The 24,998-nt window shown below is 61.6% G+C and carries 16 protein-coding genes; 4 read left to right on the top strand and 12 right to left on the bottom strand.

What is annotated here, in order from left to right; genetic code table 11:
- Positions 1-2 precede the first annotated feature (2 nt).
- The 3 genes from OH491_RS27100 to OH491_RS27090 form a co-directional block, all read right to left on the bottom strand.
- Positions 3-1,538 (bottom strand): isochorismate synthase, encoded by a 1,536-nt coding sequence (locus OH491_RS27100; RefSeq protein ID WP_068772769.1) that lies wholly within the window; start codon positions 1,536-1,538, stop codon positions 3-5.
- Between the two features lie 133 nt (positions 1,539-1,671).
- The gene (gene metG, locus OH491_RS27095; RefSeq protein ID WP_068772770.1) at positions 1,672-3,198 is read right to left on the bottom strand and encodes a methionine--tRNA ligase; all 1,527 of its coding nucleotides are present in this window, start codon (positions 3,196-3,198) and stop codon (positions 1,672-1,674) included.
- 130 nt (positions 3,199-3,328) lie between these two features.
- A complete protein-coding gene (locus OH491_RS27090) occupies positions 3,329-4,606 on the bottom strand; it encodes a glycosyltransferase (protein WP_068772771.1) in 1,278 nt (425 codons plus the stop codon).
- Positions 4,607-4,839: 233 nt separating this feature from the next.
- Between OH491_RS27090 and OH491_RS27085 the strand changes: the two genes are divergently transcribed.
- Positions 4,840-6,093, top strand: a complete 1,254-nt coding sequence (locus OH491_RS27085; protein WP_334319683.1) for a tyrosine-type recombinase/integrase — start codon at positions 4,840-4,842, stop codon at positions 6,091-6,093.
- Positions 6,094-6,223: 130 nt separating this feature from the next.
- Here the strand turns inward: OH491_RS27085 and OH491_RS27080 are convergent, their stop codons facing one another.
- The gene (locus tag OH491_RS27080; RefSeq protein ID WP_334319684.1) at positions 6,224-6,391 is read right to left on the bottom strand and encodes a hypothetical protein; all 168 of its coding nucleotides are present in this window, start codon (positions 6,389-6,391) and stop codon (positions 6,224-6,226) included.
- Complete coding sequence (locus OH491_RS27075) at positions 6,388-6,975, bottom strand: hypothetical protein (RefSeq protein WP_068772773.1); 588 nt, start codon at positions 6,973-6,975, stop codon at positions 6,388-6,390. Before OH491_RS27075 ends, OH491_RS27080 begins: the two co-directional genes overlap by 4 nt.
- Before the next feature lie 816 nt (positions 6,976-7,791).
- Between OH491_RS27075 and OH491_RS28375 the strand changes: the two genes are divergently transcribed.
- Positions 7,792-8,160, top strand: a complete 369-nt coding sequence (locus OH491_RS28375) for a polysaccharide lyase family 8 super-sandwich domain-containing protein (RefSeq protein WP_084442648.1) — start codon at positions 7,792-7,794, stop codon at positions 8,158-8,160.
- 242 nt (positions 8,161-8,402) lie between these two features.
- Here OH491_RS28375 and OH491_RS27070 read toward each other — a convergent pair whose 3' ends face one another.
- From OH491_RS27070 to OH491_RS27050, 5 genes are all read right to left on the bottom strand, one after another.
- Entirely contained in the window at positions 8,403-9,731 is a 1,329-nt protein-coding gene (locus OH491_RS27070; protein ID WP_084442649.1) for a glycoside hydrolase family 88/105 protein, read from the bottom strand.
- Positions 9,728-11,140, bottom strand: a complete 1,413-nt coding sequence (locus OH491_RS27065; RefSeq protein WP_084442650.1) for a polysaccharide pyruvyl transferase family protein — start codon at positions 11,138-11,140, stop codon at positions 9,728-9,730. The genes OH491_RS27070 and OH491_RS27065 overlap by 4 nt, the downstream gene beginning before the upstream one ends.
- A 47-nt stretch (positions 11,141-11,187) precedes the next feature.
- Complete coding sequence (locus tag OH491_RS27060; RefSeq protein WP_145929076.1) at positions 11,188-12,309, bottom strand: glycoside hydrolase family 88 protein; 1,122 nt, start codon at positions 12,307-12,309, stop codon at positions 11,188-11,190.
- A gap of 123 nt (positions 12,310-12,432) precedes the next feature.
- Positions 12,433-15,261, bottom strand: coding sequence for a TonB-dependent siderophore receptor (locus tag OH491_RS27055; protein ID WP_068772776.1), 2,829 nt, complete (start codon positions 15,259-15,261; stop codon positions 12,433-12,435).
- A gap of 179 nt (positions 15,262-15,440) precedes the next feature.
- Positions 15,441-16,511, bottom strand: coding sequence for a LacI family DNA-binding transcriptional regulator (locus OH491_RS27050; protein WP_068772777.1), 1,071 nt, complete (start codon positions 16,509-16,511; stop codon positions 15,441-15,443).
- A 683-nt stretch (positions 16,512-17,194) separates the two neighbouring features.
- Between OH491_RS27050 and OH491_RS27045 the strand changes: the two genes are divergently transcribed.
- Entirely contained in the window at positions 17,195-21,895 is a 4,701-nt protein-coding gene (locus OH491_RS27045) for an IPT/TIG domain-containing protein (RefSeq protein WP_145929077.1), read from the top strand.
- Positions 21,896-22,003: 108 nt separating this feature from the next.
- Complete coding sequence (locus OH491_RS27040; RefSeq protein WP_145929078.1) at positions 22,004-22,405, top strand: hypothetical protein; 402 nt, start codon at positions 22,004-22,006, stop codon at positions 22,403-22,405.
- An 8-nt stretch (positions 22,406-22,413) separates the two neighbouring features.
- On the opposite strand, the gene OH491_RS27035 is transcribed toward OH491_RS27040, so the two are convergent.
- Entirely contained in the window at positions 22,414-23,616 is a 1,203-nt protein-coding gene (locus OH491_RS27035; protein WP_334319685.1) for an alginate lyase family protein, read from the bottom strand.
- A 29-nt stretch (positions 23,617-23,645) separates the two neighbouring features.
- Positions 23,646-24,992 carry a trehalase family glycosidase gene (locus OH491_RS27030; RefSeq protein WP_068772782.1) on the bottom strand — a complete coding sequence of 449 codons (1,347 nt, stop codon included), beginning with the start codon at positions 24,990-24,992 and terminating at the stop codon, positions 23,646-23,648.
- Positions 24,993-24,998: the final 6 nt, after the last annotated feature.

Genomic DNA, 24,998 nt, shown 5'->3' with positions numbered 1-24,998 from the left:
AATTAAGTTTCTCCCAGCAACGCGGTCTGCATGGCTTGGAATTTCAGCTCGGTCTCGGCGAGTTCTTTTTCGGGCGAGGAGCCGGCCACGATGCCGGCGCCGGCGTAGAGGCGGGCGCGGTCGCCCTCGAGAAGCGCGGTGCGCAGGCCGACGAAAAACTCGCCGCCGCCCCGCGAGTCAATCCAGCCGATGGCCCCGGCGTAGAGACCGCGCGGGAAATCCTCCAGTTCGCGGATGCGCGCGATCGCGGCTTCGCGCGGCGTGCCGCCGACCGCGGGCGTGGGATGCAGGCGGGCAAGCGCGTCGAGAAGGCGCACGGTTGGCGGAAGCGCGGCTTCGACGGGCGTGTGCAGATGCTGGACGTTGGCGAGCCGGCGAAGTCCGGGCTTTTCGGAAAAACTGAGTTGCAGGCCCAGCGGCGCGAGCCGGCGGACGATGGAGTCGAGCACGTGGCGATGCTCGCGCAGGTCTTTTTCGTTGCGCAACAGTTCGCCGCCGAGCGCGGCGTCCTCGCTTGCGGTCGCGCCGCGCCGGGCGGAGCCGGCAAGCGCCTCGGTGAGGAGGCGTCCGTCACGCACGCGCAGGAGCCGTTCGGGACTCGCGCCGATGAAGCTCTGGCCGCGGCCGTTGGCGAGGGAGAAGCTGTAGCAGTCCCCGAAACGCTGGCGGAGCCCGTTGAGCACGCGCAGCGGGTGCAGCGCCTCGGCGGCGCGGATGTCCTTGGCGCGCGCAAGCACTATTTTCTGGAAATCCCCGTCGGCGATGAGTTCGAGCGCGCGGGTAACGGCGGCGCGGTAGGTGGATGAGGCAGAGGCGAGGGCTGCCCGTTCGCGGGTTTGCAGTTCGCCGGGCGCGGCATGGGCGGATTGAGTGGCATGGGCGTCCCGCCCATGCGGGTCGTGTGGCACGGGCGAGTCGCCCGTGCCACACAACCCGCCACTCGAGCCGCCACCCGATCCGGCCACGTTGTATTCGAAACGCGTGAATTTCTGATGCGCGCGCCAGACTTTTTCGACGAGCGCGTCGAGGGGAGAGTCGGGAGCAACGAGGAAGTTGGCAACGGCGGTGGTGCGGTCGCCAACACGGGCGACCTGCCAGCGGGGAATGAAGATGCCGGCGGATTCGAAAGGCTCGCCGGGTTCGGTGTCATTAAAAAATGAATACGCAGTGAAGAAATGCGGGCCGGAGAAGGCCGCCGCTTGGTCGCCGACGCCGATGGCGTCGGCGAGCGTTTCGTCGATGAAGCGCCGGCTGTCGGCAAAACGGGTCTCGCCGCTCGCGGAAAAGGAGAGCACGGCCTCGGCTCCGGCGATGGCGAAATTCTCCGCAGGGCGCTCGGCGTAGAAATGGCGCTCGCCGGACTCGAAGATGGATTCGAGCACGGCGAGCGGGTCGAGCGCGGGGACTTCGAGCGTGATGCTGACGAGCCGGGACCGCCCGACGGCGGCCGCGAGCGCCTGGCATTGCGCGAGGAAGTCGCGCAGCGCGGCGGGATTGGCGTTGGCGGGGGCGGCGGGATCGACGGGAAGGTGAAGCATGGGCGCCGGCGGAAAATGCTTTTCAGACCGGCTCGTCAGGGAGAACTGTTGCATTTTTTGCAACAGCCGCCGTCCGTTCCCGTTCGCCGGCAGCAGTGTCTTTTCGGACGAGCATGGTTTGATCCGCAGCGCCTCACTTCGTCGTCTGCGGGCGCGGGAAGAGGATGGCGGTTTCGGCGACTTTGTTTCCGGTGAGGCGCGCGCCCCAGACGAGTTCATCGCGCCAGACCGCGGCGGGCCGGTGGCCGAGGACGGCGTTGATTTTGCCGGAGGTGCCGGGCATGACGGCAACAAGGAGGGCATTGGCGAGGCGGAGCGCCTCGGCCATCGTGGCCAGCGAAGTGCGCAGGAGCGCCTGGTCGGCGGGGGCGGCCGACTTGCCGAGTTTCCAGGGGGCGCGTTTTTCGATGTAGCCGTTGGTCGCGGTGATGAAGGCAAAGGTGCGCTCGAGCGCGATGTGGAACTGGAAGCCTTCGTTGAGCGAGACGACCTCGTCGCGGGTTTTCTCCCACGCGGTTTGTAATTCGCGTTCGGCCTCGCCGGGGGCTTCCGCGGCGGGAATGACGCCGGCGGCGAAGCGGTTGGTCATGTTGAGCGTGCGGTTGACGAGGTTGCCCAGGTTGTTGGCGAGCTCGGCGTTGTAGCGGGCGAGGAACTGCTGGAGCGAGAAGTCGCTGTCCTGGCCGACGCTCATTTCGCGGATGAGGAAATAGCGGAGCGCGTCCACGCCGTATTGCTCGGCGAAGGCGATGGGCTCGACGAAGTTGCCGGTGCTCTTGGACATCTTGCTGCCGTTGATCGACCACCAGCCGTGCGCGAGGAGCGAGCGCGGGGGCTCGATGCCGGCGGCCTTGAGCATGATGGGCCAGTAAACGGCGTGCGGCGGCACGAGGATGTCCTTGCCGATGACGTGGAAGTTGGCGGGCCAGAATCCGGGCTTGTCCACGACGGCGGTGTAATAGTTGACGAGCGCGTCGAACCAGACGTAGGTGACAAATTCCTCGTCGAAGGGCAGCGGGATGCCCCATTCGAGGCGCTCCTTCGGGCGCGAGATGCAGAGGTCGTTGAGCGGCTCGCTGAGAAATTCGAGGACTTGTTTCTGGCGGTAGCGAGGGAAGACGAAGTCCTCGTTTTTCTTCAGGTGCTCGATGAGCCAGTCCTGATACTGCCGAAGCTTGAAGAAATAATTGCTCTCGGTGATTTCGGTGACCTCGCCGAAAATCTCGGGCCAGGTGCCGTCGGGGTTGCGGTCTTTTTCCTGCAAAAACTGCTCCTGGCGCGTGGAGTAAAAACCCTTGTATTCGGCCTTGTAGATTTCGCCCTGGTCGAAGAGTTGCTGGAGCAGGTCGCGGACGACTTTTTTATGGCGCGGCTCGGTGGTGCGGATGAAGTCGTCGTTGGAGATGTCGAGCTTCGCGCACATGTCCCGGAATTCCTGCGAAATCTCGTCGCAAAACTGCTGCGGGGGGATGCCGCGGGCGCGGGCGGTCTGCTGGACTTTCTGGCCGTGCTCGTCCACGCCGGTGAGAAAAAACACCCGATCGCCCATGAGCCGCCGGAAACGGGCAATGACGTCCGTCAGCACTTTCTCGTAGGCGTGCCCGAGGTGCGGCGAACCGTTCACATAGTCGATGGCGGTCGTGATGTAGAAGGTGTTCATGCGTGTAAGGGGCAAATGAAAACGATCCCGGGGCCAAATGTCGAGGGCCGCTGCGCGACCGGTTTAAGTTTAAGTTCAAACCCGCACCTGCGCCCCGACCGCCTCGTTTTCCTCAACTTAAACTTGAACTTCAACTAACACAGGCCGCCGCGCGGCCCGCCTTCGTCTCCGCCACAAAACGCTCCAGTTCTTCCACCGCCTGCGTCGGGCCGTTTTCCGATGCGAGCGTGGCGCGCGCCCGCAGGGCGCTGGCGGCGAACTCCGGAGAGGCGTCCAGCCGGGCGAGCGCGGCGGCCAGTTTTTCGGGCCAGCATTTTTTCGCGATGCGGAAGCCGCAGCCGAGCCGCTCCACCTCCCTGCCAAAGAAAAACTGGTCGCCGATGTGCGGCGCCACGAGTTGGGGCACGCCGGCGTGGAGCGCGCTCGCCGTCGTCCCCGCGCCGCCGTGGTGGATGACCGCCGACGCATGCCGGAAAAGCTGGTCGTGCGACACGCTGCCGACGACCTTGATCTCGTCGCGCCCCGCCGGCGCCTCGAACCCCGCCCAGCCGCGCTGCACCACGAGTTTCCTGCCGCGCGGCCACGCCGCCGCCAGCCGCCGCATCCACGCGTCAGCGTCGGGATACACCATGCTGCCAAACGTGAGCACGGGCATCTTTTCCCCGCCCGAGAACATCGTCAGCTCCTCCTCCAGCCGCGCATCCTCCGGCGCCTGCCAGCGGCAATAACCGGTGAAACGAAAACGCGATTCGATGGCGGCGCGCGGACGCATTAATTTTTCGGATACGGCGACAATCACGCGCTCCGCCGGCGCGGAAAAAAAGTTGCGCACCAGCGGCAGCCCTGCGTCGCGCAACGGACGGCGGACGGCGCGATTGATCACGCGGTCGACGATGCGGTTGGCCGCGCGCCACAGGAACGCGTTCCACACGCGCCGCATCCCGCTCGGCAGCCAGCGCGGCGAGATGATGTTCTCCGGCGGATAATCCGGCGACGGCACCGCCTGGTGCGCGAACGACAGCGTGGCAAACGGCACGCCATGCCGGTCCGCCAGACCCTTGTTCATTGGAAACAAATACGACGACACGAGCAAATCCGCGCCCTTCAGCACCCCGTCTGTGCGCTGGATCAAATCCGGCAGCAGCGGCAGCGCGCACATGAACACCTCGCGCAGTTGCGAGATGGGCGAATGCAGCTTCTGCAACCGCCCCATCCATGCCTGGATGGTGATTTCGTGGCTGTCCGCGCAGAGCGGATAAAACGCCACGCCCGCGCGCTCGATTTCCTCGCGATAAACGGGCAGCGTCGCAAACACCGTGTCGTGCCCCGCGTTGCGCAACGCCACCGCAAGCGCAATTACAGGATAAATGTCCCCGGTGGAGCCGTGCGATGTGACGATGACGCGCATGTGTGTGTCGTCCCATCGTGCGACGACTCCGCACCATGCCAACCGCGAAATATTTCGATGTCGCCTGCGCGCCCCGCCGCGCTTGGATATCGCCCATATGAAAATCTACTTCATGGGAATCCTAACCTAGAGTGGAAATTGAAAATTTATACCACACGTTTATACTACCAATAAAGCCTATGCCGCCTATGTCCTCCAGTCATGTGTGGGACACCTCCACGGGTGTCCCCGGAATGCTCAAGCACACCGTCACGGGGCGCTACTACTCGCGCATTCAAGTGGGTGGGAAGCGCACGATGAAGTCGCTGAAGACGCGCGTGTGGAGCATCGCGAAGCTACGCCATCACGACAAACTCGCGCAGGCAGAGCGGCAGCGCCAGAAGAGTGTCCGTTTGCTGGAGGGCCGAGGACTGATGGGCGATTTGCTGGAGAAACATCGCGCCGACTATCTGGCCAACACTTCGTTTTCCCAAAGCGCGAAGACTGGCCTGAGAAACAACATCGACCGGCTGAGAACCAATTGGGGAAAATGCTTCGGTTCGGCGATTGACCGCCTAACCCCATCCCAAATGACGGAGGACAAAGTTCGGCGTTTCGCCAATTATCTCCATGCCGAGGCCGTGTTCCGTAAACACAACGTTCCTGGCCAGCGCAAAGGCTACGGAGCGGTTACCGTCAATAAGACGATAGAATTGCTGCACCACGTGCTGCGCGTGGGCGTCGCCACTGGCGCGGTGGGGTTTCTGCCGTTCGATCTCGATCCCGCCGTGGGCGGACCGATCCGCAAGGCGGAGAGGCGGCGAAAGATTCATCTGCCGCCATCGGACAAAATGCAGGAGGTTTTCGCGCAGATGCGCGTGATCGACTACACGCCGCCGGATGATCGGCCGGAATTTCGCGAATACCTGAGGGATCGAGCCCAAGAATCGGCGGACTTTGCGGAGTTTCTCGCTTACAGCGGTGCCCGACAACGCGAAGCTGCCGCTTTCGTCTGGGAGGACGACATGAGGCATTCGGTCATTCTGCGCGGCACCAAAAGCGTGGCTTCCGCGGATCGGGAAGTGCCAAAGATCGCGGCGTTGCGCGACCTACTCCAGCGGATGCGCAAGCGTCGTGAAGAGGTGGGGAGAAAACTCAAGGGAAAAGTCTTCACGATCAAACAATGCAGGCAGGCCTTGGAGACGGCATGCCGAAAGGTCGGTGCCGAGCGACTCACCCATCATTCGCTGAGGCATTTTTTCGCGACATTATGTATTGAGTCGGGCGTGGATATTCCGACCGTTAGCCGGTGGCTTGGACATGCGGATGGAGGCGTTCTGGCCATGCAGACTTATGGCCATCTGCGAGCAGAGCACAGCGCGGCAGCCGCAGCCAAAGTGAGACTGGTTGCCCGTACACCGCGAAGCGCTCGCGGTGGCGGCGGCGCCACCGGCCCCGCCGGCCCAGCCAGTCGGCCTTGTGCGGTCCGATCCAATGGTCCGACTTGACCCGCACCACGTAGCCGAGGCCGTGCCGCTCCAGCCAGCAAAGCCATCGTTTGCCGCCAAACTCGCGGTCCATCAGCAGCGCGCGCACCGGCGCGCCATCGGGATGAGGCGATAGGTCTGGCTCTGGCCGTCAGGAGGGCAACTGCATAAAGTCATTCGTGGCGATAAGTTGGTGCAGGAGAACGCGCCACCAGCGGCGGCGTTTGTCGGAAGCGACGACGAGTTTGAGCGTGGGATTCCCAGCGGCATGGCTGAAGACCGCGGCGCAGGAAAACAGCCGCCAGCGCAGGGTCGTCATTTCAACGCATTGAGACTGGCCGAGGCGGCGCTGCAGACCAACGCGGCATTCGGCAGACAAGTCTCACGCCGAAGGCAAGACTCGAGTTCAGGGGCGGATGCCCCATCATAGATGCATTGTACCAATCGCGCGGCACTCTCGAACCGGCATACGCCTCCGTTGATCACGTCGAACGGTTCGGCGGCTCGCGGCTGCACCTCCACGAAAAGGCGTTCCGGATCACCGATACCGGAAAACCAGAGGCAAGCCTGACCATCGGGCGACCGAATGAGCATCTGGCCGGACTTGCGCATGGTTTCCCTCACAAGATCGACTGCCGCCGTATGCGAAAGCCGTCGGAAGCCGGGCAGCATGGCACCGTCTGGAGTCGGCGTTTCCTCCTCATACAAGGCAACAGGTGTCTGGATTTCTCCCGCGCTCGTGATGAAGCAGCCGGGCAGGCTTTCAAAAGATGCCGGCCGGTTTTGGTCCGACCAGGTGTCATATGGGTTGCTTTCGGTGGCACGTCCCTCCGTATCCGGGGATGACAGAACGTTGTCTTGGCTGTTCGTGAGGTCGTTTGCAAAAAGTGAAGAGGATGTCATGGGGATATGAGACCTCTTATTTTATACCCAATGCCGGCAATCGGATGCCCGAAATTCTCTTTGTCACGCGATTGTCGCAATTCCCCGGTAGTCCACCCAACGGACGCAGCAGGCATGCCCCCGTTCAGTGCTTGGATTTGTCCTTCTCTGCTCCGGTTTGTTTTTGCGCCCGGCTTTTTCGACTTCGTGGCCTTCCGAGCTTCCTTCGCAACTTTCAAGTCTTTGCGTGCTTGCTCCAAAGTAGTCTTGGCGGCCTTGACCTGGATATATATCGGAAGCAGAATGCCCTCGGTACATCGGCGCGCTGATCGCCACGGCGGTCATTCGTTACGACCCAGCACATCCGACGTGCTGGGTCCGCTCATGAAATACGACTTCGCCAGCCTTTCGGCGCAAGGGCGATTGGATCGCATTGGTAAACTGCTTGCCTGCCTCGGTGGCCGGCGCGAAGCAAGGCTGTGAGACTGATGGACGAATCCACGGGATCCAAACACATCCCTTTTTCACCAGCCGGATTGGTACGATAAAGAATCAGAAGTTGAACCAAAGGATTTAAGCGGGAGCACCGATGACATGCTGAAGCGACCCCATCACTCGGAGCGAAAATGAGAAAGTTGCCAATGTCTCATTCAATTCGGCTTATTCGACTCGCTCCATGTCGTCATTTCACACGAATCGTGACAAAATTGGTGTTGTCTGTGATCGATGGAAACAACAATGCCTATTATTTCCATTTTCGCCTTTAGTGGAAACAAGCACCGCGCTCGACCAAAGCCGGCTGCGCGGCGACGTGGTTTTCGCTGATGCGGCGGATACATTGCCGCCCTGCCAGGGCGCCACGAACTCCGCGACGCGCGCTGGCTGCATCACGCGGGCCTGGTTTATATTCCGCTCAATCGCGACGAGTCGCTCACGCTCACGACAGGCCGCGTCACCGGTTCATGGAAATCCATCAACGAAAACCGCTCCGCCTCGCCAGTCTCCGATTCCGTTTTTCTGCCCGTGTTGGAACACGGACCCGCCCCCAAAGGCACCGCCACCGGCTTTGCCATCCGCGCTTGCGCTGCTCCGGATGCTGCCGATGCTCTCGTGGCGAATCTGGCATGGCGCGTTCTCCGCAATGACACCGTCTGCCAGGCCGGCCGTGCGTTTCGCCGATGGCACGCTGATGGCGGCGTTTTATGAAGCCGGCGAAATCAACGAATCCGGCGGACGGATTCTTGCGGCGGAGCAACCGTGCATCGTGCTCGCATCAGTCCCGGGTGTTTTTGTTTCGGATCCATTGCGCACGGGACATTCGTGCGGAGTAAGTGTATATGGAAAACGCCATGTCATCGTGTGTCCGGCAGATGGAGATTCGCACATGAACAGCGTGCACGATAGCGGGCGATAAGTCAGGCAGAGCGGCTCTCCTTGCCGGCGTGTGATTATTTGGCAGCCGTGCCAAGGAGTAGTTTATGCACCTCGGTGCCGGCGAGGAGGAATGCGCCGACGCCATAGGGAGCGGTGGATTCCGGGCCTGCGCCGCCGGGGGAGGCCGCGGGTTGCTGGATATAGCCGAGGTGGCCGTCGGGTTGTACGCAATTCTTGAGCGCGGACCAGATTTGCAGGATGAGCGGCGCGTGGCGAGCGCGGTCAAGGTGGCCGTGGTTGACGCCCCAGGCCAGCGCGTAACAGAAGAGCGCCGAGCCGCTCACTTCGGGGGAGGGATAGGCACCGGGATCGAGCAGACTGGTGCGCCAGAGCGCGTCGGCGGGGAGGAGTTCGATGATGCGCGCAGAGAGGTCGCGGAAGAGTTCGAGGTAACGCGGGCGTGATGCGTAATCGACGGGCATCTCGTCGAGCACGCGGGCGAGCGCGGCGAGCACCCAGCCGTTGCCGCGACTCCAGAAGACTTTCGTCCCATTGGATTCGCGGCGGTCGAAAAAGGTGGCATCGCGGAAAAAAAGCCTGTCGGCGGGCGAGTGGAGGTGGCGCGTCACTTCCCACCATTCGGTGTCCATAAAATCGAGGTAGGCGCGGTCACCGGTAACGCGGGCGAGACGAGCCCAAACGGGCGGCGACATGAAGAGCGCGTCGCACCAAGTCCAGCGCCGCTGCCCGGCCTTGATGGTCATGGGCTGCGGGGCGGGGTGGCACATCACCCAGTCGAACTTGGCCTGCACGTCGGCGAGGATGGGAAAATCGCGCTCGTCCGACGCCACGCGTTCTTCGTAGAGGTCGAGATACATGTAGCCGGCGACATGATCGTCGGCTTGATAAAGGCGCGCGCCGAGGCACCATTCATTGGCATGCCCGATGAGGCGCAGGGCGGAGCGATAGACCGAGTTTTTCGAGACACGGTCTAGCGCAAGCAGACCGTGATAGAGCACGCCCATTTCCCAGCCGCATGTGGAGCCGTCGAGCATCTGGATGCGAGTGATATTCTCCGCGGTCAGGCCGGTTTCCCTGATCCAGGCGGATTGGGCGGCGGGGGGCAGCGCGCAGAACGGAGCGTCGTCGCGTTCAAGGCGTGCGAGTGTGCGCCACGCGATGGGCGCATCGGCGAGTTCGGGGCGGACTTGGCAGGGGCGGCGGCCGAGGATGACGCCGTCCCAGCTTACCCGGATGAGCTCCCAGTGTTCGTCGCCGGGGCGGTGAGAGAAAACATCGAAACCGCATGGGTGCGCGAGTTGCCAGTCGGCGACGGTTTCCATCACGTACAGGATGGATGCGGGCGAAGGAGTGTCCGTTGTACCGCAGAGTATTTTGTTCATGCGATGGTTTCTTCGAGGGCGGCGACCATGCGGCGTTGGGCCTTGTGGACCCGGCTCATCGCGGCGGCGGCGTAAGCGCGAGACTTTGCCGGTTCGCGCAGGACGGTTTCGAGGCGCGACCAGATTTCGCCGCCGGTGGTTTCATCGATTTCAAAGAGCCAGTCGGCCACGCCGATGTCGCGATACATCTCGCCTTTGCAAGTGTCGGTGGGCTGGCGCACGTAGAAGGCGGGGGTGCCGTGGGTGATGGCGATTATGGGCGAGTGGCAGTCGTAGCTGACCACGGCCTGCGCCTTTGCATAAATGGCGGCGGCCTCGTCGGGAAGCCAGTAGTCGGAGCGCCAGACGACGTTCTTTTTCACGTCGTCGGGAAGGAGGTCGATCACGGCGCGCTTGGCGAGCGGGGCCTGGTAGGTCATTTCCGGGCAGGTCATGACGCGGTTGTCGGTCGCTCGGACATAGCGGGTGATGACTTCGCGGAGCTTGGCGTGATCGGACTCGACGGAGCGGTCGCTGATGGCGTCGCGGTGGCGGTCGGTTTCGTTGCGCGGGCGGTTGTAGATTTCGTAGTAGGGCGTGTAGCGGAGGCGGGGAATGACACAGAGGAACTGGCCGTCGGGGAGGTTGTTGGACTCGCGGTAGGCATCGCCGCGCGCGTCGTCTCGCAGGGTCATGCCGAATTGGGTGTCGGGGCCGAATTCGAGGATGGGCGTGCGCGCGCCTTGGAACCGCAGATAGTCGCGCGACATCGTTTCTCGGGTGAACATGAAGGCGGCGCGGTCGATGATATCGCGGGTTTGTTTGTCGAGATGCGTGCGCGGAAGTTTTTCGATGCGGGTCTGAAGATCGGCCAGCGTGCCGCCCTCTGGATCGCAGTCCCCGCCGAAGCCGGATATGGGATCGATGCTGGTGCCTAACACGCCGTAGGGTTTGCCGGTGGCGCGATGAAACGCGGCGAGTTGCGCGCGGGCGGCAAAGCCGGAGCCGGAGCCATGGATCATGATGTCGGCCTCCTCCCAGGCTTCGGCGAGACCAGGGGCGACGGGGTTGCCGTCCTTGTCGAGCATGGTGGAGGCGTGGCGCAGGCGGCCATCGGAACCGCGCACTGGTGAGACGATGCGCAGATCGGGGAAGGATCGCTGGAGCATTTCTTTCGCGCCATGCTCGGTGCCGCCGGCCCAGAGGATGAAGCGGGCTTCGGGCAACCAGCGTTGGATCATCTGGATGGCGCCGGGGGTGTGGCCGATGTCGCCGATGTTCACGCTCTGCCACGAGCCGCGCAAAAGGATGCAGGGAGCGCGTCCGGGCTTGGCGGTGGAGCAGCATTTTTCGGCCAGGGCGCGCAAGGGCAGGGCGGCGGCCCCGGCGGCGAGGGCGGCGCGGGTGAGGAAGTCGCGACGGTTCATCATGACTGGGACTGGTTGTTTAAAATAAAAAAGGATTTCCTGCAATCCGGTCACCGGTTTACGTATTCCAGCAAGGCACACGCGCACCACAGCATCGGCACCTGGCCGTGATAATCTCCGGTTTTTCGAGGACGATCGTAGTAGAATTGTTCATCGTTGCGCTTTCCGGTTCCCACGCAAACTTCGGTCATGTTGCCTTCGGCATCAAGGTGTTTTATCAACGCCATCCAGCCTTCCACCGCGCCGTCCTCATATCGGCTTTTGTCGAGCCATCCGTGCGTGATGCCGGTTATCATGGCATGGACAAACATAGCGGAGCCCGACGTTTCCACCCATATGTCCGCCTTGTCGATCAACTGCCCCCACAAGCCGTCCGTCCTTTGATATTTCTTCAGGCATTCCATCATCTTTGTATATGAAGCCAGGATGCGTGGACGGCAGGGACTGTCTGCGGGGAGGTTGCGAAGCAGTTCCGTCATCCCCACCGCCACCCAGCCGTTTCCCCGCGCCCAGTAAAACGGAGCGTCGGGAGCATGATAAAAAAGACCGTCGGGACGCTGCAGGGCATCCAGATACGCAATCATTTCTTTGGCGGCTCGCTCCACGTATTTTCGGTCGCCGGTTGCCCTATAGGCTTCGGATTGCAGGGCGGTTATCATATACATATCATCGATCCAAAAGCGGGTTTGCCAGGTCAAGCCCTGTTCCAGATAGGCTTTATGTCCGGGCGTGGCTCCTTCCGGCAAGGTCCACTGGGCGTCCGCATAGGAAAGTCCCAGAGCCTTGTAGTTATCGTTTCTGGTGATCTGGTATAATGTCAGGGGAAGGACGCCGAATACGTTGAAATCAACATAATGTTTAAAATCATCCCGGTAAAATCCGATGGGCGGGATGGCATCCTTGTCGGTCGAGAAAACCGGGACAAAACGCTCCTCCAGTTTTGCCAGAAAATCCTGGTTTCCAGATGCATGAGCAAATTTCAAGGCGCCCGACCAAGTGCATACCTCGGCATAGCGATACGGCAGCTTCATCCGCTCCGTCCGCAGGAAGCGATAAACCAGTCTGTTGCCGATCTCGACCGGCCCGCATTCCTCCGGGAGTGATTCCAGCCGGATTTCCTCCCGTGCCCCGGTCGGCGGGGCAAGCAGGATTGCCACGAGCAACACTGTCATGTGCCTATATGGTGGAATCATTTCTTCGGATTTTCGATTTGCCTTGTTTGCAAGGACTCTGGACCGACCAAATAAAAAGCCAGCGGCAGGCGCTGGCTTTTACAGGCCCGGGCATCGCCCTGACTAGAACCTTATCGTGGTTGTAAGGGTGAACCTGCGCGGGGTGAGGTAGTTATAACGGTCGTAATACCATGTTCCGCTGTAGAGCTCGGCGGTGCGGAAATCGAGCTGATCGTTATTCAGGAGGTTGTCGATGTTCAACTGGACGGAGACGGATTTCTTGAGGAGTTTGAACTCGTATTTCAACATGGTGTTAAACAGAAGAATGTCCTCGTTCCAGATATTGGACAGGTCTTCCAACCGTCTCCCAATGAGGCGCTTTCCCGTGTAATTCGCGCCGCCGCTGATGGAGAACCCTCTCAAGGGGCCCGAGGGGAACCGATAGGAGGTGAAAAAATTAGCCTTCCATTGGATAGTGGTGCTGGTCGCGCGGGAGCCCGGGGCGCCGATGGTGGCGAACAGGTTGTCCAGACTTTGCAGGTTCAGGGCGGCCGTGTGGCGCGCCTGCGCGTCCTGGGTCTCGTCGTTGATGAACGCCTCCCACTCGGGCCTGTGCTCCGCGACATAGCCTTTCACGACAACCCATTTCTTGATGGACTCGTTGTGCGGCAGGTTGCCCGCGAGTCTCATGCGCCAGTTTTTCGTGGGATTATAAACGATCTCAAGCTCCCAGCCCTTTCCTTTTGTAGCCCCCCGTTCCCGGAAGCTGGTGCTGACCGATTCGTCGCGCCCCATCTGCACCCAGATGGCATTGATGGCGTTGCCCATTGTGGCGTTATAGTTTTCCTCGGGAGTGCTCGCGCCGCCATCGTTTTCATTGTCATAATAATTCAGGGAGCCGGTCAGATTTTGTTTTTTGAAGTCAAAGCGTAGTCCGACATCAAGGCCCTCTCCCGTCGAGGGAGCCATGGAATAGCCCCGGATGTCGGGATTTCCGCCGAGCGCCGGGTTGAAGTTTTTCGCATAATTGACCGCCAGCCCGAGGCCCCAGCCGAGCCAATATACACCGCCGATGGAGGGCGAGTGCTTGTGTATGACCGGGGGGGAATTTCGGGAAAGAGTTGCGGAGGCCCCGGCATTTGGGCTTGCCGTCGTTTCGCGGGTATCGGTCGCCCAATCCGTTTTTTCATAGCGATCATATTTATAGCCCGCGATGACCGAGAGCCGCCCGTGAAAATACGCGCTGACACTCGATATCTGGATGCCGTCGGTTATGGTTTCGCTTTTACTGGTTGCATATTCGCGGAATCCGATGGGCCAGGTGCCGTAATCGTTGGTGATCGAGGCCGGCCTGCTGTCCGGGCCGAGATCGGTCCAGTAGCGGCGGATTCTGATCGCGTCGGCGGTGCTGTTGGAGGAATAATACGTGGCGTCGGCACCGCTCATGGACTTGATGCCGGTCGGAACCAGCCTTCTGGTGTTGCTTTCGTAATCGTCGATGCGGTGGCTGGCGAGGACGGTGAACGCCTGCCGGGTCCATGACCGCTCGAATTTCCACACAGCCATCACCCGGAATTCGTGAAGTTCGTTGAAGGAAAGCTGGTCCGACATCGTCACCTCGCTGTAGGGAGTCAAATAATACGGGTTGAGCTCCGCGTTCGGCAATCTCTGGTTCGTGTCGATATACAGCTCGTTCCACTTGTCCGAATTGTTCTCGATGCGCTTTTCCGGTTTCGTGTAGTTGTAGGCGGCCTGAAGGAACAGGTTTTTCCCGACTTTCTGGTCCAGATAGACCGAGGCGGTGTTGGTTTTCCAATAGCCGACGCTTGAAGGGGCGTTGGCGTTGAACTCGCGGGAGGGAGCGACGGGGAAGCGGGCGATTTCACTCCTGGGAGTGGTGCTCATGTAGAGGCCGGTGCCGTTGGTTCTCGTGTAGCTGTTCCAGTTGAGAAGGCCGTCCTCGGGGCGCGCGGCGTTCCACACGAGGACATCGGAGGAGTACATGACGCCGGTGCCGGCGGTGCTGGACGGGTCGCCGTTCCACGAGCTCACATAGTCCCTGAATCGTTCGATCGGGATGGAGCGCTCCCTTTCGGCATGCTCAAACTCGGCGCGGAACTGGGTGTTTTTGGTGATGCCGACCGAGGTCGCGATGTGAAAGTTCTTCTGCCACGTATTTTGCTCGTTCTGCCAGTCTTCCGCGTTTTCGTAGAGGGCGTTGACACGAATGGCAAATCTCCTGGTTGGGCTGTAATTATAGTCCAGGGTGCTGCGCAGGGAGCCGAACGAGTTCACCTTCATCGAGAGCACGCTGATTTTCCGGTTCAGCTTGGCCTGTTTGGTCCAAGTCGTGGCGACGCCGCCCACACTCGCCTCGCCGAAGAGCATGGCGTTGGGGCCGCGGGAGAATTCGAGGCGTTCGGTGTTGTAGCTGTCGCTGCCGGCATATGAGCGGAAATAATTCCGACTGCCGAACACGTTGTTGCCGAAGCCGCGGGTAGAAATCATGAAGCCGGCGCTGAAGCCGTTGCTGGAGCCGGGATCGACGGCCTCGGAGCTCACCGACCAGGCTGCGAAATCTTCCAGGCTGTTCAGTCCCAGATCGTCCATGAAATCCCGGGTGAGAATCGAGATGGCGGCGGGGGTGTCCTTGAGGTCGGTCTCGATGCGCCCGCCGGCCAGCGTGGTGGTCGCCTGATAGCCGTAATCTTTTTCCCCTCCGACTTCGAAGGGGTTCATCATGACGACATCTTCCTCGATGTCGGTTCCGGCAGCCATTTGTTGAGCGGTGACGGTGAGCGCGAGACCGCACGAAAAGAACAGGCTGGTAAGGAGCAAAAGAGCGCGACGGTCGCCGCGGCCTGGCTTGAGGCGTTGCTGGAGGTGCATGTTTGGGCGGAGTACAGGGTTGGAGAGACAAGTGGCGGCCACCGTGACAATGTGATCGTGCATGGGGCGGGTGTACGAACGAATACTTGGCGCAGTTCTCCGGGTGGCGACAGCCAGACGTTATCTTACATAAAATTTTTCACGCGCCCGGGATGGCCGGAAACGTGGATGTCCCCATTCCAACGCAAGAGATCTTGCTGTAAGTCGTTCCTCCCCTTTGAGCGATCCCGAGATTTGAAAGTTCACCTCGCCCTCGCGCGGGCTGTTTTGCGCTTCAGCTTCGTAATGATAACGTCCCTGCGCCGCAGCGTCTTCCCATGCCGCCACTCACCGGGGATGTTTGTTTCATAGGCAATATCGGGCAGCCCGAATCGGCTGTTCTGTATCATCGAGACCAGCAGCTCCACAGTCTGCGCACCGATGCGGTGCTTGTGCTGCCAGATGCCGGCCCAGTCCTCGCAATCGCCGTCGAGCGAGAGATGCGCCACGCCGATATCTTCCGGCACACGCCGGCCGGATTCCTCCATCCAGGCGACAAGTTTGCTATGGTGCCCGAGCACGACGTCGGGGCCGACCTCGTCGAGCCATTTGAACAACGCGGCCTTGTCAAACGGATCGTAGACCAACGGCGTCACATGCTCCGCTGCCGGAATCCCCGACTGGAAATAACGAAAACTGGCCAGATAGGTGTGATGCGAGCGGCGCTCCTCCTGCCGGTGCAGAAACAAGCCGATTCTCCGGTAGCCCAGGCGTCGCAGCATTTTCAAGGCGAGCAGAATATTATAATGATAATCCGGCGCGACCCGGTGCACCCGCGGGATGAGCACGGCGGTTTCAAACGAAACGCTGGCAAAATGTTTCCAGTCCAGGCGCAGATGCGTGATTTCCGGCAGCACCGCCGGGCAAAGCACCACACCGCGGATGCCGCGCGCCACAAGAATCGACGACATGCGCCGGTCGGTCATGCCGGGGTCGCGCATCCAGAATTCGTCGAGCTTGTAGCCAAGCTCGGCACAGCGCTCCGCCGCGCCCAGCCGGTAGGGCGCGAGCCAGGTGTAGTCGTGGTAGGCGCGGGCGTTCTGGTTGGCGTTGAGCCAGGCGATCGGCTCGAGGGTCTTGCGCTTGGCGTTGCGCACGCCGGTCATCGCCGCCGCGAGTTTCGGATCGGGCGCGTAGCCCAGTTGTTTCGCCACCGCGCGAATGCGCTCCGCCGTTTCCTTCCGCACCCGTGGCGAATTGCGCAGTGCGCAGGAAACGGTCATCCGCGACACGCCGGTGCGGTCGGCGATATCCTTGAGGCTCACGGTTTTCATGGGAGTAGTGGCAGGCGGAGGACGGAATGAATGGAAAAATCGATGCTGGCTGTTTTACGTAAGATGGTTTCGCGTTCCCGCTGTCAAGGGGAACCTTGTAAGAAGGCAAAATAATACAAAGCATGCCGCCGCGTCTTTGTATTCATCAGGCACTCCGCCGCTTTATTTACAAAAGTCTCCCCATGAAACTGTATTTTATTGCCTGCCTGTTTTTTGCCACCGCGGCGATCATGCGCCAGTCCGCCGCCGGCCGTGCGTGCTTGATTCTGCACCCCGCCCGGTTCGGTCCGGCCCCGCTCTGTCCGCGCAATCCGCCCTTGTGCTCGTGTTCCACGGTGTTGATGCCGGGGGCGTGGTTGCAACGCTGCTGACCGCTCCGTCAAAGCCATGACCCGGCAGGAAAACAACGGCGCGTGCCAAAAGGTTGTTGCGCCTCTGGACGCGGGCGCGGCAGGCGCATGCAGCGCGGGCATGTCGCCTGCGCCCGTTGCCGGGAATACCGTTGATCTTACGTAAGCAATCATGCGTCTGTTCATGCTTCCTGCATACCGGCAAACCATTCGCACGCCCATCTCATTGTTCCTTTGCCTCCCCGCCCCGCAACTCGTCCCCGCCCGCCGTTTTTGCAAACCCTCCATCGTCGCATTCTCCTCAAAAACCTCACCCGAAAAATTGTCACGATCATGAAAAACAAAACCCAAACCCACCCAGTCCACAGACTCGCACTGCGCGGGTTGTTTGCGCTCATCGCCATCGGCTTCGCCGCGCTCCCCGCCCGCGCCGCGCTCGTCGCCGAGGACAATTTTGACAGTTACACCGCGGGCTCATCCCCTACCGACCAAAATGGCGGCACCGGCTGGGGCGGTGGGTGGGTGGCGGGAGGTGCGGCGGCGGTTCTGACCCTGACGGACGACCCAGGGAACCTCATCACCTATACGCTGGACGATGGCACTGTGCTCGGGAGCGGCACATCGGGCGTGACACTCGTGGTTTCCTCCACCGGCACCGCCACCAGTTTGGACGTCAACCCCGCCATCTCCCGCAACATCGCCGACGCCGTGACGGACGGCTCCGACGTTTTTGTCAGCTTCATCTTCAAATACAAAAACACCGCCCAGTCCGACGGCGGCACTTTCAGTAGCGGTAACCAGATGTTCCAACTCTTCGCTCTCGACGGGAGCCCGAGCACCAACGACGCTTCCGCCATCGCCGGCATCACCGGCCAAATCGGTGCCCGCGTCAACAACTCCAACCTAGTCACCTCCCCCCAGCGCAACCGCTTTGCCGCCACACTCCGTTACGGCCAGACCTACTTCATGGTCGTGAAATACACAGGCTGGAGCGGCTCGGCCTACCGCTCCGTGCGCGTCTGGCTCGACCCCACCACCAACGACGAAACCACCACCGACCAAACCGTCTCCGTCGTGGACAATGGCACCAGCGGCGGCTCCGCCTCCTTCAACGGCCTACGCCTCCGCGTCAACGGCCTCAACACAAGCCGCTACTATATCTTTGACGCCCTCCGCATCGGCACCACGTGGGACGCTGTCGTCGGCACGCCCACGCTGCCCGCACCGGTCATCTCCAGCATCACCGCGCCCGGCGGTCAAAACCTCACCAACGGCGAGCTCCACCCCGGCGACACCCTTACCCTCACCGGCGAAAACTTCACCGCCACTTCCACCGTGACCATCGGCGGCACGACGGTGGCGACGAAGGCCACGGGCGGCACGGAGGCCGACTTCGACGCCCACAACAAAATCTACACCGAACTGACCATCACCCTCCCCGTCGGCGCTGTCGGCGAGAGCCTTGAGCTTGTCGTCACCAACGCCGGCGGCTCCACCACTGCCGCGCAGATCCTCCATGTCACCGCCCCGCCCGCCATCACCGGCGTCGCGCCCGCCGCCGTGGCTCCCGGCGGCAATGTCACCATCACCGGCCAATACCTCTCCAACCCCGTGTCGGTCACGGCCGGCGGCCACACGCTCACAGTTAACGAGGAGCAAAGCAACGACACCGCGATCGTCGCCGCCCTGCCGGAGGACATCCCGATGGGCAACCACACTATCACCGTCACCACCGCCGGCGGCTCCGCAAACAGCACCGCCGGCGCGCTGAATGTCGCGCCCGTCCTCACCGTGAACAACCTCAACCTCGATGGCGCGGCACCCGGTGAAGTCATCGAGATCACCGGCAAATACCTCGACGGCGCCACTGTCACCATCGGCGGCGTCGGCGCGCCGGTGATCTGGGCTGAAAGCAGCGATACCCTCCTGCGAATCTGCGTGCCCGACGGCACGGCCGACGGCACCATCGTCCTCGTCAACGACCACGGCACCGAAACGCTGACGGGCCGGTTCACCGTCAGGGCTCCCGCCGCGTTGATTGCCTCGGACGATTTCGAGAGCGAAAACTACACCGTCGGCGCCCTGTATGGGCAGGATGGCGGCAGCGGTTGGGGCGGCGCGTGGACAGGCAACGCCAACAACCTTTTCTCCATCATCGACGATGACAGCCACCGTCTCACCTACACGCTCGACAACGGCGCCGTGCTCGGCGGCGGCCGTGCCATCCGCCTCGCCGCCACCGCCAACAATGCCCTCGCCCGCCTCGTCGAAACACCGGTGACGGGCGGAAGCGACGTCTTCATGAGCTTCATCTTCAAAGTCACATGGGGCGCGCAGGACGGCAACGACCTCGGCGCGCAAATCTTCAGTTCTTGGGCGGCCATCCCCGCTGCGCGCGTGGGCGATTCCACCTTTGACACCACCACGGCGGGACTTCTCGGCGTCGGCACCGAAGGCCGGCTCGGGGCGCGCGTGGGCACCTCCAGTTCGGGGCAGACCATGGCGGTCGGAGCCGTGTCGGCCGGCGGTGATGGTGCGAACCGACTCAAGGTCGGACAGGTTTACTTTGCGGTTTTCAGATACAGCGGCTGGAACGGCACCCGCTACACCCGCTGCCAGGCCTGGCTCAACCCCGGCGTTGACGACGAACCCAACACCGATCCGAACATGACCGTCATCGCCGAGGCCAACACCGGCAACTCCACCGGCTTCGGCGGCATCGGCGTGCGCACCAACGCGCTCAGCAGCAGCAACGCCCACTACATCGATCACATCCGCGTCGGCACCTCGTGGAGCATGGTCGTCTCCACACCCAAGTCTGTCGTCGCCGAAATCACGCCCGAGGCCGTCCATCCAGGCGACATCATCACCATCCGCGGTGCCTACCTCATGGGACTGCAAAGTGTAACCATCGGCGGCATCAACGCCGAAATCATCGACAGCACCTATGCCACCATTCGCGTCCGCGTCCCCGCCGGCACCGCCGGTGTCGACAAGGAAGTCTCGCTCGTCACCGGCAGCGGCCCGCTCACCGCGCCGCAGAAATTGACCGTCACCCTCACGCCGCCGGTGATCGACGATGTCGGCATCGCGGGCGGTGCCCAGAGCATCGTCAGCGGAACCGTCGCGCGCAACCAGACCATCACCATCACCGGCTCGTATTTCACGACCACCGTCCTGGACGTGAAAATCGCCGGCATCCTCGCGCCGGAGATCGAAGGTTTCACGTCCACCGACGACACGATCAAGGTCAAGGTCCCCGACACCGCGCCCGCCGGCCCCGCCAGCCTCACCGTCACCACCGATGGCGGTTCTGACACCGTGACGGACGTGTTCACGATTGACACCACCATCGCGCCGCCGCCGGTGTTGTTCGACGTGGCGCCGCAAAGCACGGTCACGATCAAGCCCGGCGACACGCTCACGCTCACGGGCGAAAACTTCATCTCCTCCGCCGGCGTGAAGGTCAACGGAGTGACGGCGGAGATCGCGAGCCTGTCCGACGGGAAGATCGTCGTGACCGTGCCCGCCGGCTCCGAAACCGCGGGCGGCGTCACCGTCACGCTCGAAACCGCCGGCGGCGCGGCGGAACGTGCGTATCCGGGCTGGATTTTCTCGACGGTGCCGGTGATTTTCCAGCAACCGCCTGAAATCCAGCCCACGGCGGTGGGCCGGAGCGCCAACCTCGTGGTCACTGCCACCGGCACCCCCGATCTGGCCACCCAGTGGCAGTATCTCCACCCCGCGACCAAAATCTGGCTCCCGATTAGCAACATCAGCGGCACTTGGGCCGGCAGCGTCGCCAGGACCAGCACCACCTCCATGCTCTCGTTGACCGGCTCCGCCAGCCTCGCCAACACCGAGCGACTCCTGCGCTGCGCGGTCTCCACGCGCCTAGCCACCGTTTACAGCGCCACCGCCACCATGCTTTTCATGGAAAACCTGCTCCCCGCTCCCTCCGGTATCGCCATCGCCACCGGCACCGGCGGCGACAAGATCTATGTCTCCGACACCACCCTGCACACGATCCAGGAAATCGTCGCCAGCGGCTCGGTCACGACATGGGCCGGACTCTCCGGCGCGAGCGGCGCCGGCGTGGACGGCACCGGCACCGACGCGCGTTTCGCCGCCCCGCGCGGCCTCTCGCTCAACGGCGACGGTGTGCTTCTCGTAGCCGACACCGGCAACCACCTCCTGCGCGCTGTCACCCTCACCGGCTCCACCGGCGGCGTGGTCACGACCATCGGCACCGGCACCGACGCGAGCTTCGCCTCCCCCGCCGGCCTCGCTTCGCTGGACACCGTCGTCGGCGTCACCTACATCGCCGACACCGGCAATCACCTCATCAAGAAAATCACTGCCGCGGGCGAAGTGAGCATCGTCGCCGGCGGCACCGCTTCGGGCACCAACAACGGCGCGCTGCTCGATGCGCAGTTCAATGCGCCCGCCAGCGTGGCGGTCGATGTGTCCGGCAGCTATGTGTATGTGGCCGACACCGGCAATCACCTCATCCGCCTCATTGACCTGTCCGGCGGCGTGGTTTCGACTCTCGCCGGCACGGGAACAGCCGGCGCCGATGATGGCGACGCGTTGACCGAAGCCTCCTTCAACGCCCCCCGCGACCTCGTGGTGGATGAGTCGGGTGACATCTATGTGGCCGACACGGGTAATTCCCGCATTCGCGTCATCACCGGCGGCACCGTGGTCACGCTCGCGGGCGATGCAGCCGGATTGCGGGATGGCTCTGGCGCCAATGCCTGGTTCCGCAACCCCGCAGCCATCACACTGAAAGACGGCGTTCTCTACGTGGCCGACACCGGCAACGGCGTCATCCGCCGCATCGCCGCCGACGAGGCCGCGACGGTGACAACCCTTGAAATGTTCGGCCCGCCGGCGGCGGTGGTCGAGAAGGACACGTCCCCTCACGGCTTCCCCGAAAGCGGCCATACGGCGGGCGGCGGCGGCGCGCCCACGGCCTGGCTCCTTACCGCCCTTGCGGTTCTCACCGCCCTGCGCCTGCGTCGCCGCAGATAGAAACATTACGGCAGGGATCTTCTCCGGGATCCCTGCCATGCTTCCACTTCCGGCATGAAGCACGACGGCAGAAGTTTTCCATATATAAATCAATAGAACCGCAATATCATGATGAATCGGCCCGCTATCCCGCGTATTCTCGGTTTGTTCGCCTTGCTGCTCGCATTCTCTGCAACCGCCGCGGCCCAGGAGGCCTCCGGCAAATTGAAAGAAAATGTGGCCGCTCTGCAAAAACGCGGGTTTATGAGCGAATCCGATGTCAACTACTGGGTCGAAAATGCCGCAAAGGGACGGCAATGCGATGGAGGAAAGGTGGGCGAACTCATCGTCGCCTGCGTCGCATCAAAAAGCAAAAAGGTAAAAACTTTGGATGAAGCCTGCGATTACTTGGAGTCAAAAAAGATACTGGGTAAAACCGCCTATTGGAAGAAATACGCTGTGGCGGGGAAATCATGTGAAGGCGCAGGGACCAGCGTGTTGATCGCGCGGCTGGAAAGATTGACTCGATAGCGCCTTCATCAATGCCCTGTCGCAGGATTCAAGCCGGTCAGCCGCGCCTCGCGAGAGTCTACGGGGCTTGCTCGCATCAGATATCCGGCAGCTCTCACAAAGTCGGGCGTCCGGTACGCGGACGCCATTAGGCGGACCATGGGAAGCGCATGTGTCGCAGGAAACTCGCCTTCCTTTGTATTCTTATATTTCCATTTCCTTTCTCCGGCAACGTATGGAATCATAAATTTGCATGCCGCCTTCATGCTGCGGCCGTTCGCGGCACGGTAATTCCAGAGATCCTCGCCGCCAAGCTCGGCGCAGCGCGCCATGATTACAAGCGACTCCAGACCGTAGAGCGAATAATGAAACGACCAGTCGCGTTTTAGTTCGGCGGGCAAGCCGCCATCCTCCGCTATCAATCCGGCCATCTGTTTTTTTGCCAGTTCCACCATGGCATGCACTCGCTCCGGCTCGCCGCTGTATAGCGAATAAGCCGCCACCTGCGCCGCATACCATGAACCGTGATTATCCTTCGCCCCGGCCTCCTTCCGGCCAAACTCGCTTTCCAGCAACCACGTCGTGAGGTCGGAAAACCATTTTTTGAGGGCCGCGTCGTCCGTCTTCGTCCAGCTCTTTGACAATCCAAGCAATTTTACATGGTCGACCAGTTCAACAAGCGTGACGCCGAAGATGATCCCGATGCGCATCCCCTTGTGCACGCCGGGCAGGGCCGATGCGCATTCGAAGCCGGGGTTCATCTTGGTCTCGGGATCGATAAACCACACACGAAGCAGCTCGGCCGCCTTGCGGGCGTATTTCTCATCGCCTGAATAAAACCAGGCCAGCGAATGCAATTTTATCCGGCTGACGGTTTCGTTGTAGCGGGTCAGGTCAAAGCCGTCGCCGAATGCCTCCGGATTGATGTCGCAGTCGCGGCGAATCCACGGCAGTCCATCGGGCGTGCCGGGATTCGGCCACGAATATTTTCCAATGGTATAAAAGTCATGCGCGTCACCGGTCGGAGGCTGAAGGCCGTCAACGACTTTTAGCGGGGCAACGTCCAGCAGGCCGTCCGCCTGTGCAATCAGCTTTTTATATGCATCCTCACGCCCGGGGAGCCCTGATTTGATCTCGTCGCGGATAGCTGCAATGTCACGGTAGTCAAGATAAACCAGGCTGACCACGCCTTGCGCGGGGCGGCCGGAAAAAAGAAAGGCGACGGCGCACAATCCTGACAGAATGAGTTTGCATGGAGGGTTCATTGAGTATCAAGGCCGTCTGTTTGTTGCCTCAAGTATTCGTCCGTCCAGACGAAAATTCCAGCCGTCCAGCCCATCATGGGCGGCATCTTATATTCGTTCGTGACGTTCACATTGCCCTCCACCACATTGTATTTCTCCCAGAGATTGTTTGTCGTCTTGTAGGTATTCGCAACCATGGCGACGTATTTTCCGGCAATGCGGCGCGCATCGTGGCTGAATCCATAGTTATCCAGCCCGCGAATGGCTAGGTATTGCAGCGGCGCCCAGGCATTGGGAAACGACCACTGATACGTGAAGCCGTAATCGCGCTCCGCGCAGGTCGCGATGCCGTGCGGATACTCCAGCGCCGCCAGCGCCTTCTCCCGCAGCGCCGCCGCCTCGTCCGCATCGAGGATGCGCGCATACATGAGGCTGAACACCGCGGCCGACACCACATCCGAGCGCCGGTCGTTCACGAAGTCATAATCATAATAAAGTCCGGTCTCATCGTCCCGGAGATATTTGCGCATGAGCGCTTTTCTTCGGTCCGCCTTTTCCGCCCAGGCCTCGGCCTCTTCAGGCTTGCCCAGTTCGCGGAGGGAGTATTCAAAGTTCTTTTCGTAATAATATAAATTGGCGTTCAAATCCACCGGGCAGAAATCCTCGCAGCGCATCTGGAAGCGCGGAGTGAAATCCCAGCCCGACTCCGCCTCGGCGATGAAATGTCCGCCCGCCCGCGACACGTCCACCCGCGAGTAGCCGGCGGTCTGCTGCTGGAATTTCTCGCCGAGCCGTTTTTTCAGAATCCCCACGATGCGCTCCCGGTTGGCCAGCGTGCCCTCGCTGGAATAGCGGTTCAACCCGCACGGCGTGAGTCGCCGGGTCATCCAAAAATGATATTCTGCCTGCAAGCCCGGCAGAACCCGGCGCAGCCAGTCCTTGTCGCCGGTCTTTTTATATACGCTTTCCACCATCATGCCCAGATAGGGCGGCTGGGAGCGGTTTTCAAAATGTGTGCGGTTGCCGTTGGGCATCTTGCCGTAAAGCCCGACCAGATAAACCATGTTTTCGACATTGTTGGCCGCCATGTCCGCATGCCCGTCGAGAAGCAGCCCCTCGCCGGTGAAATAGGTGTCCCAGTAATACATCTCCTGGAAATTCCCGGCGATGCTCGGGACGGCGTAGGGCTTCGGCAGCCCGATCAGCGAACCCTCGTCCCTGTCGTTGGACCGGAACGTCTTTTCCCATGAGCCCTTGATGAAATCGCGCACTGCAATTATATCATCGGATGCCGCCGCCACGGGCGCGGCATCCAGCGACCCGGAAAGAGGCAGCAGGCACAATACGGACAGGAGTGGCTTCATATTTTG

The organism is Termitidicoccus mucosus, assembly GCF_038725785.1.
Taxonomy (GTDB): domain Bacteria; phylum Verrucomicrobiota; class Verrucomicrobiia; order Opitutales; family Opitutaceae; genus Termitidicoccus; species Termitidicoccus mucosus.
Note: the sequence above shows the minus strand (reverse complement) of the source record. Positions and strands in the feature narration are given on the sequence as shown.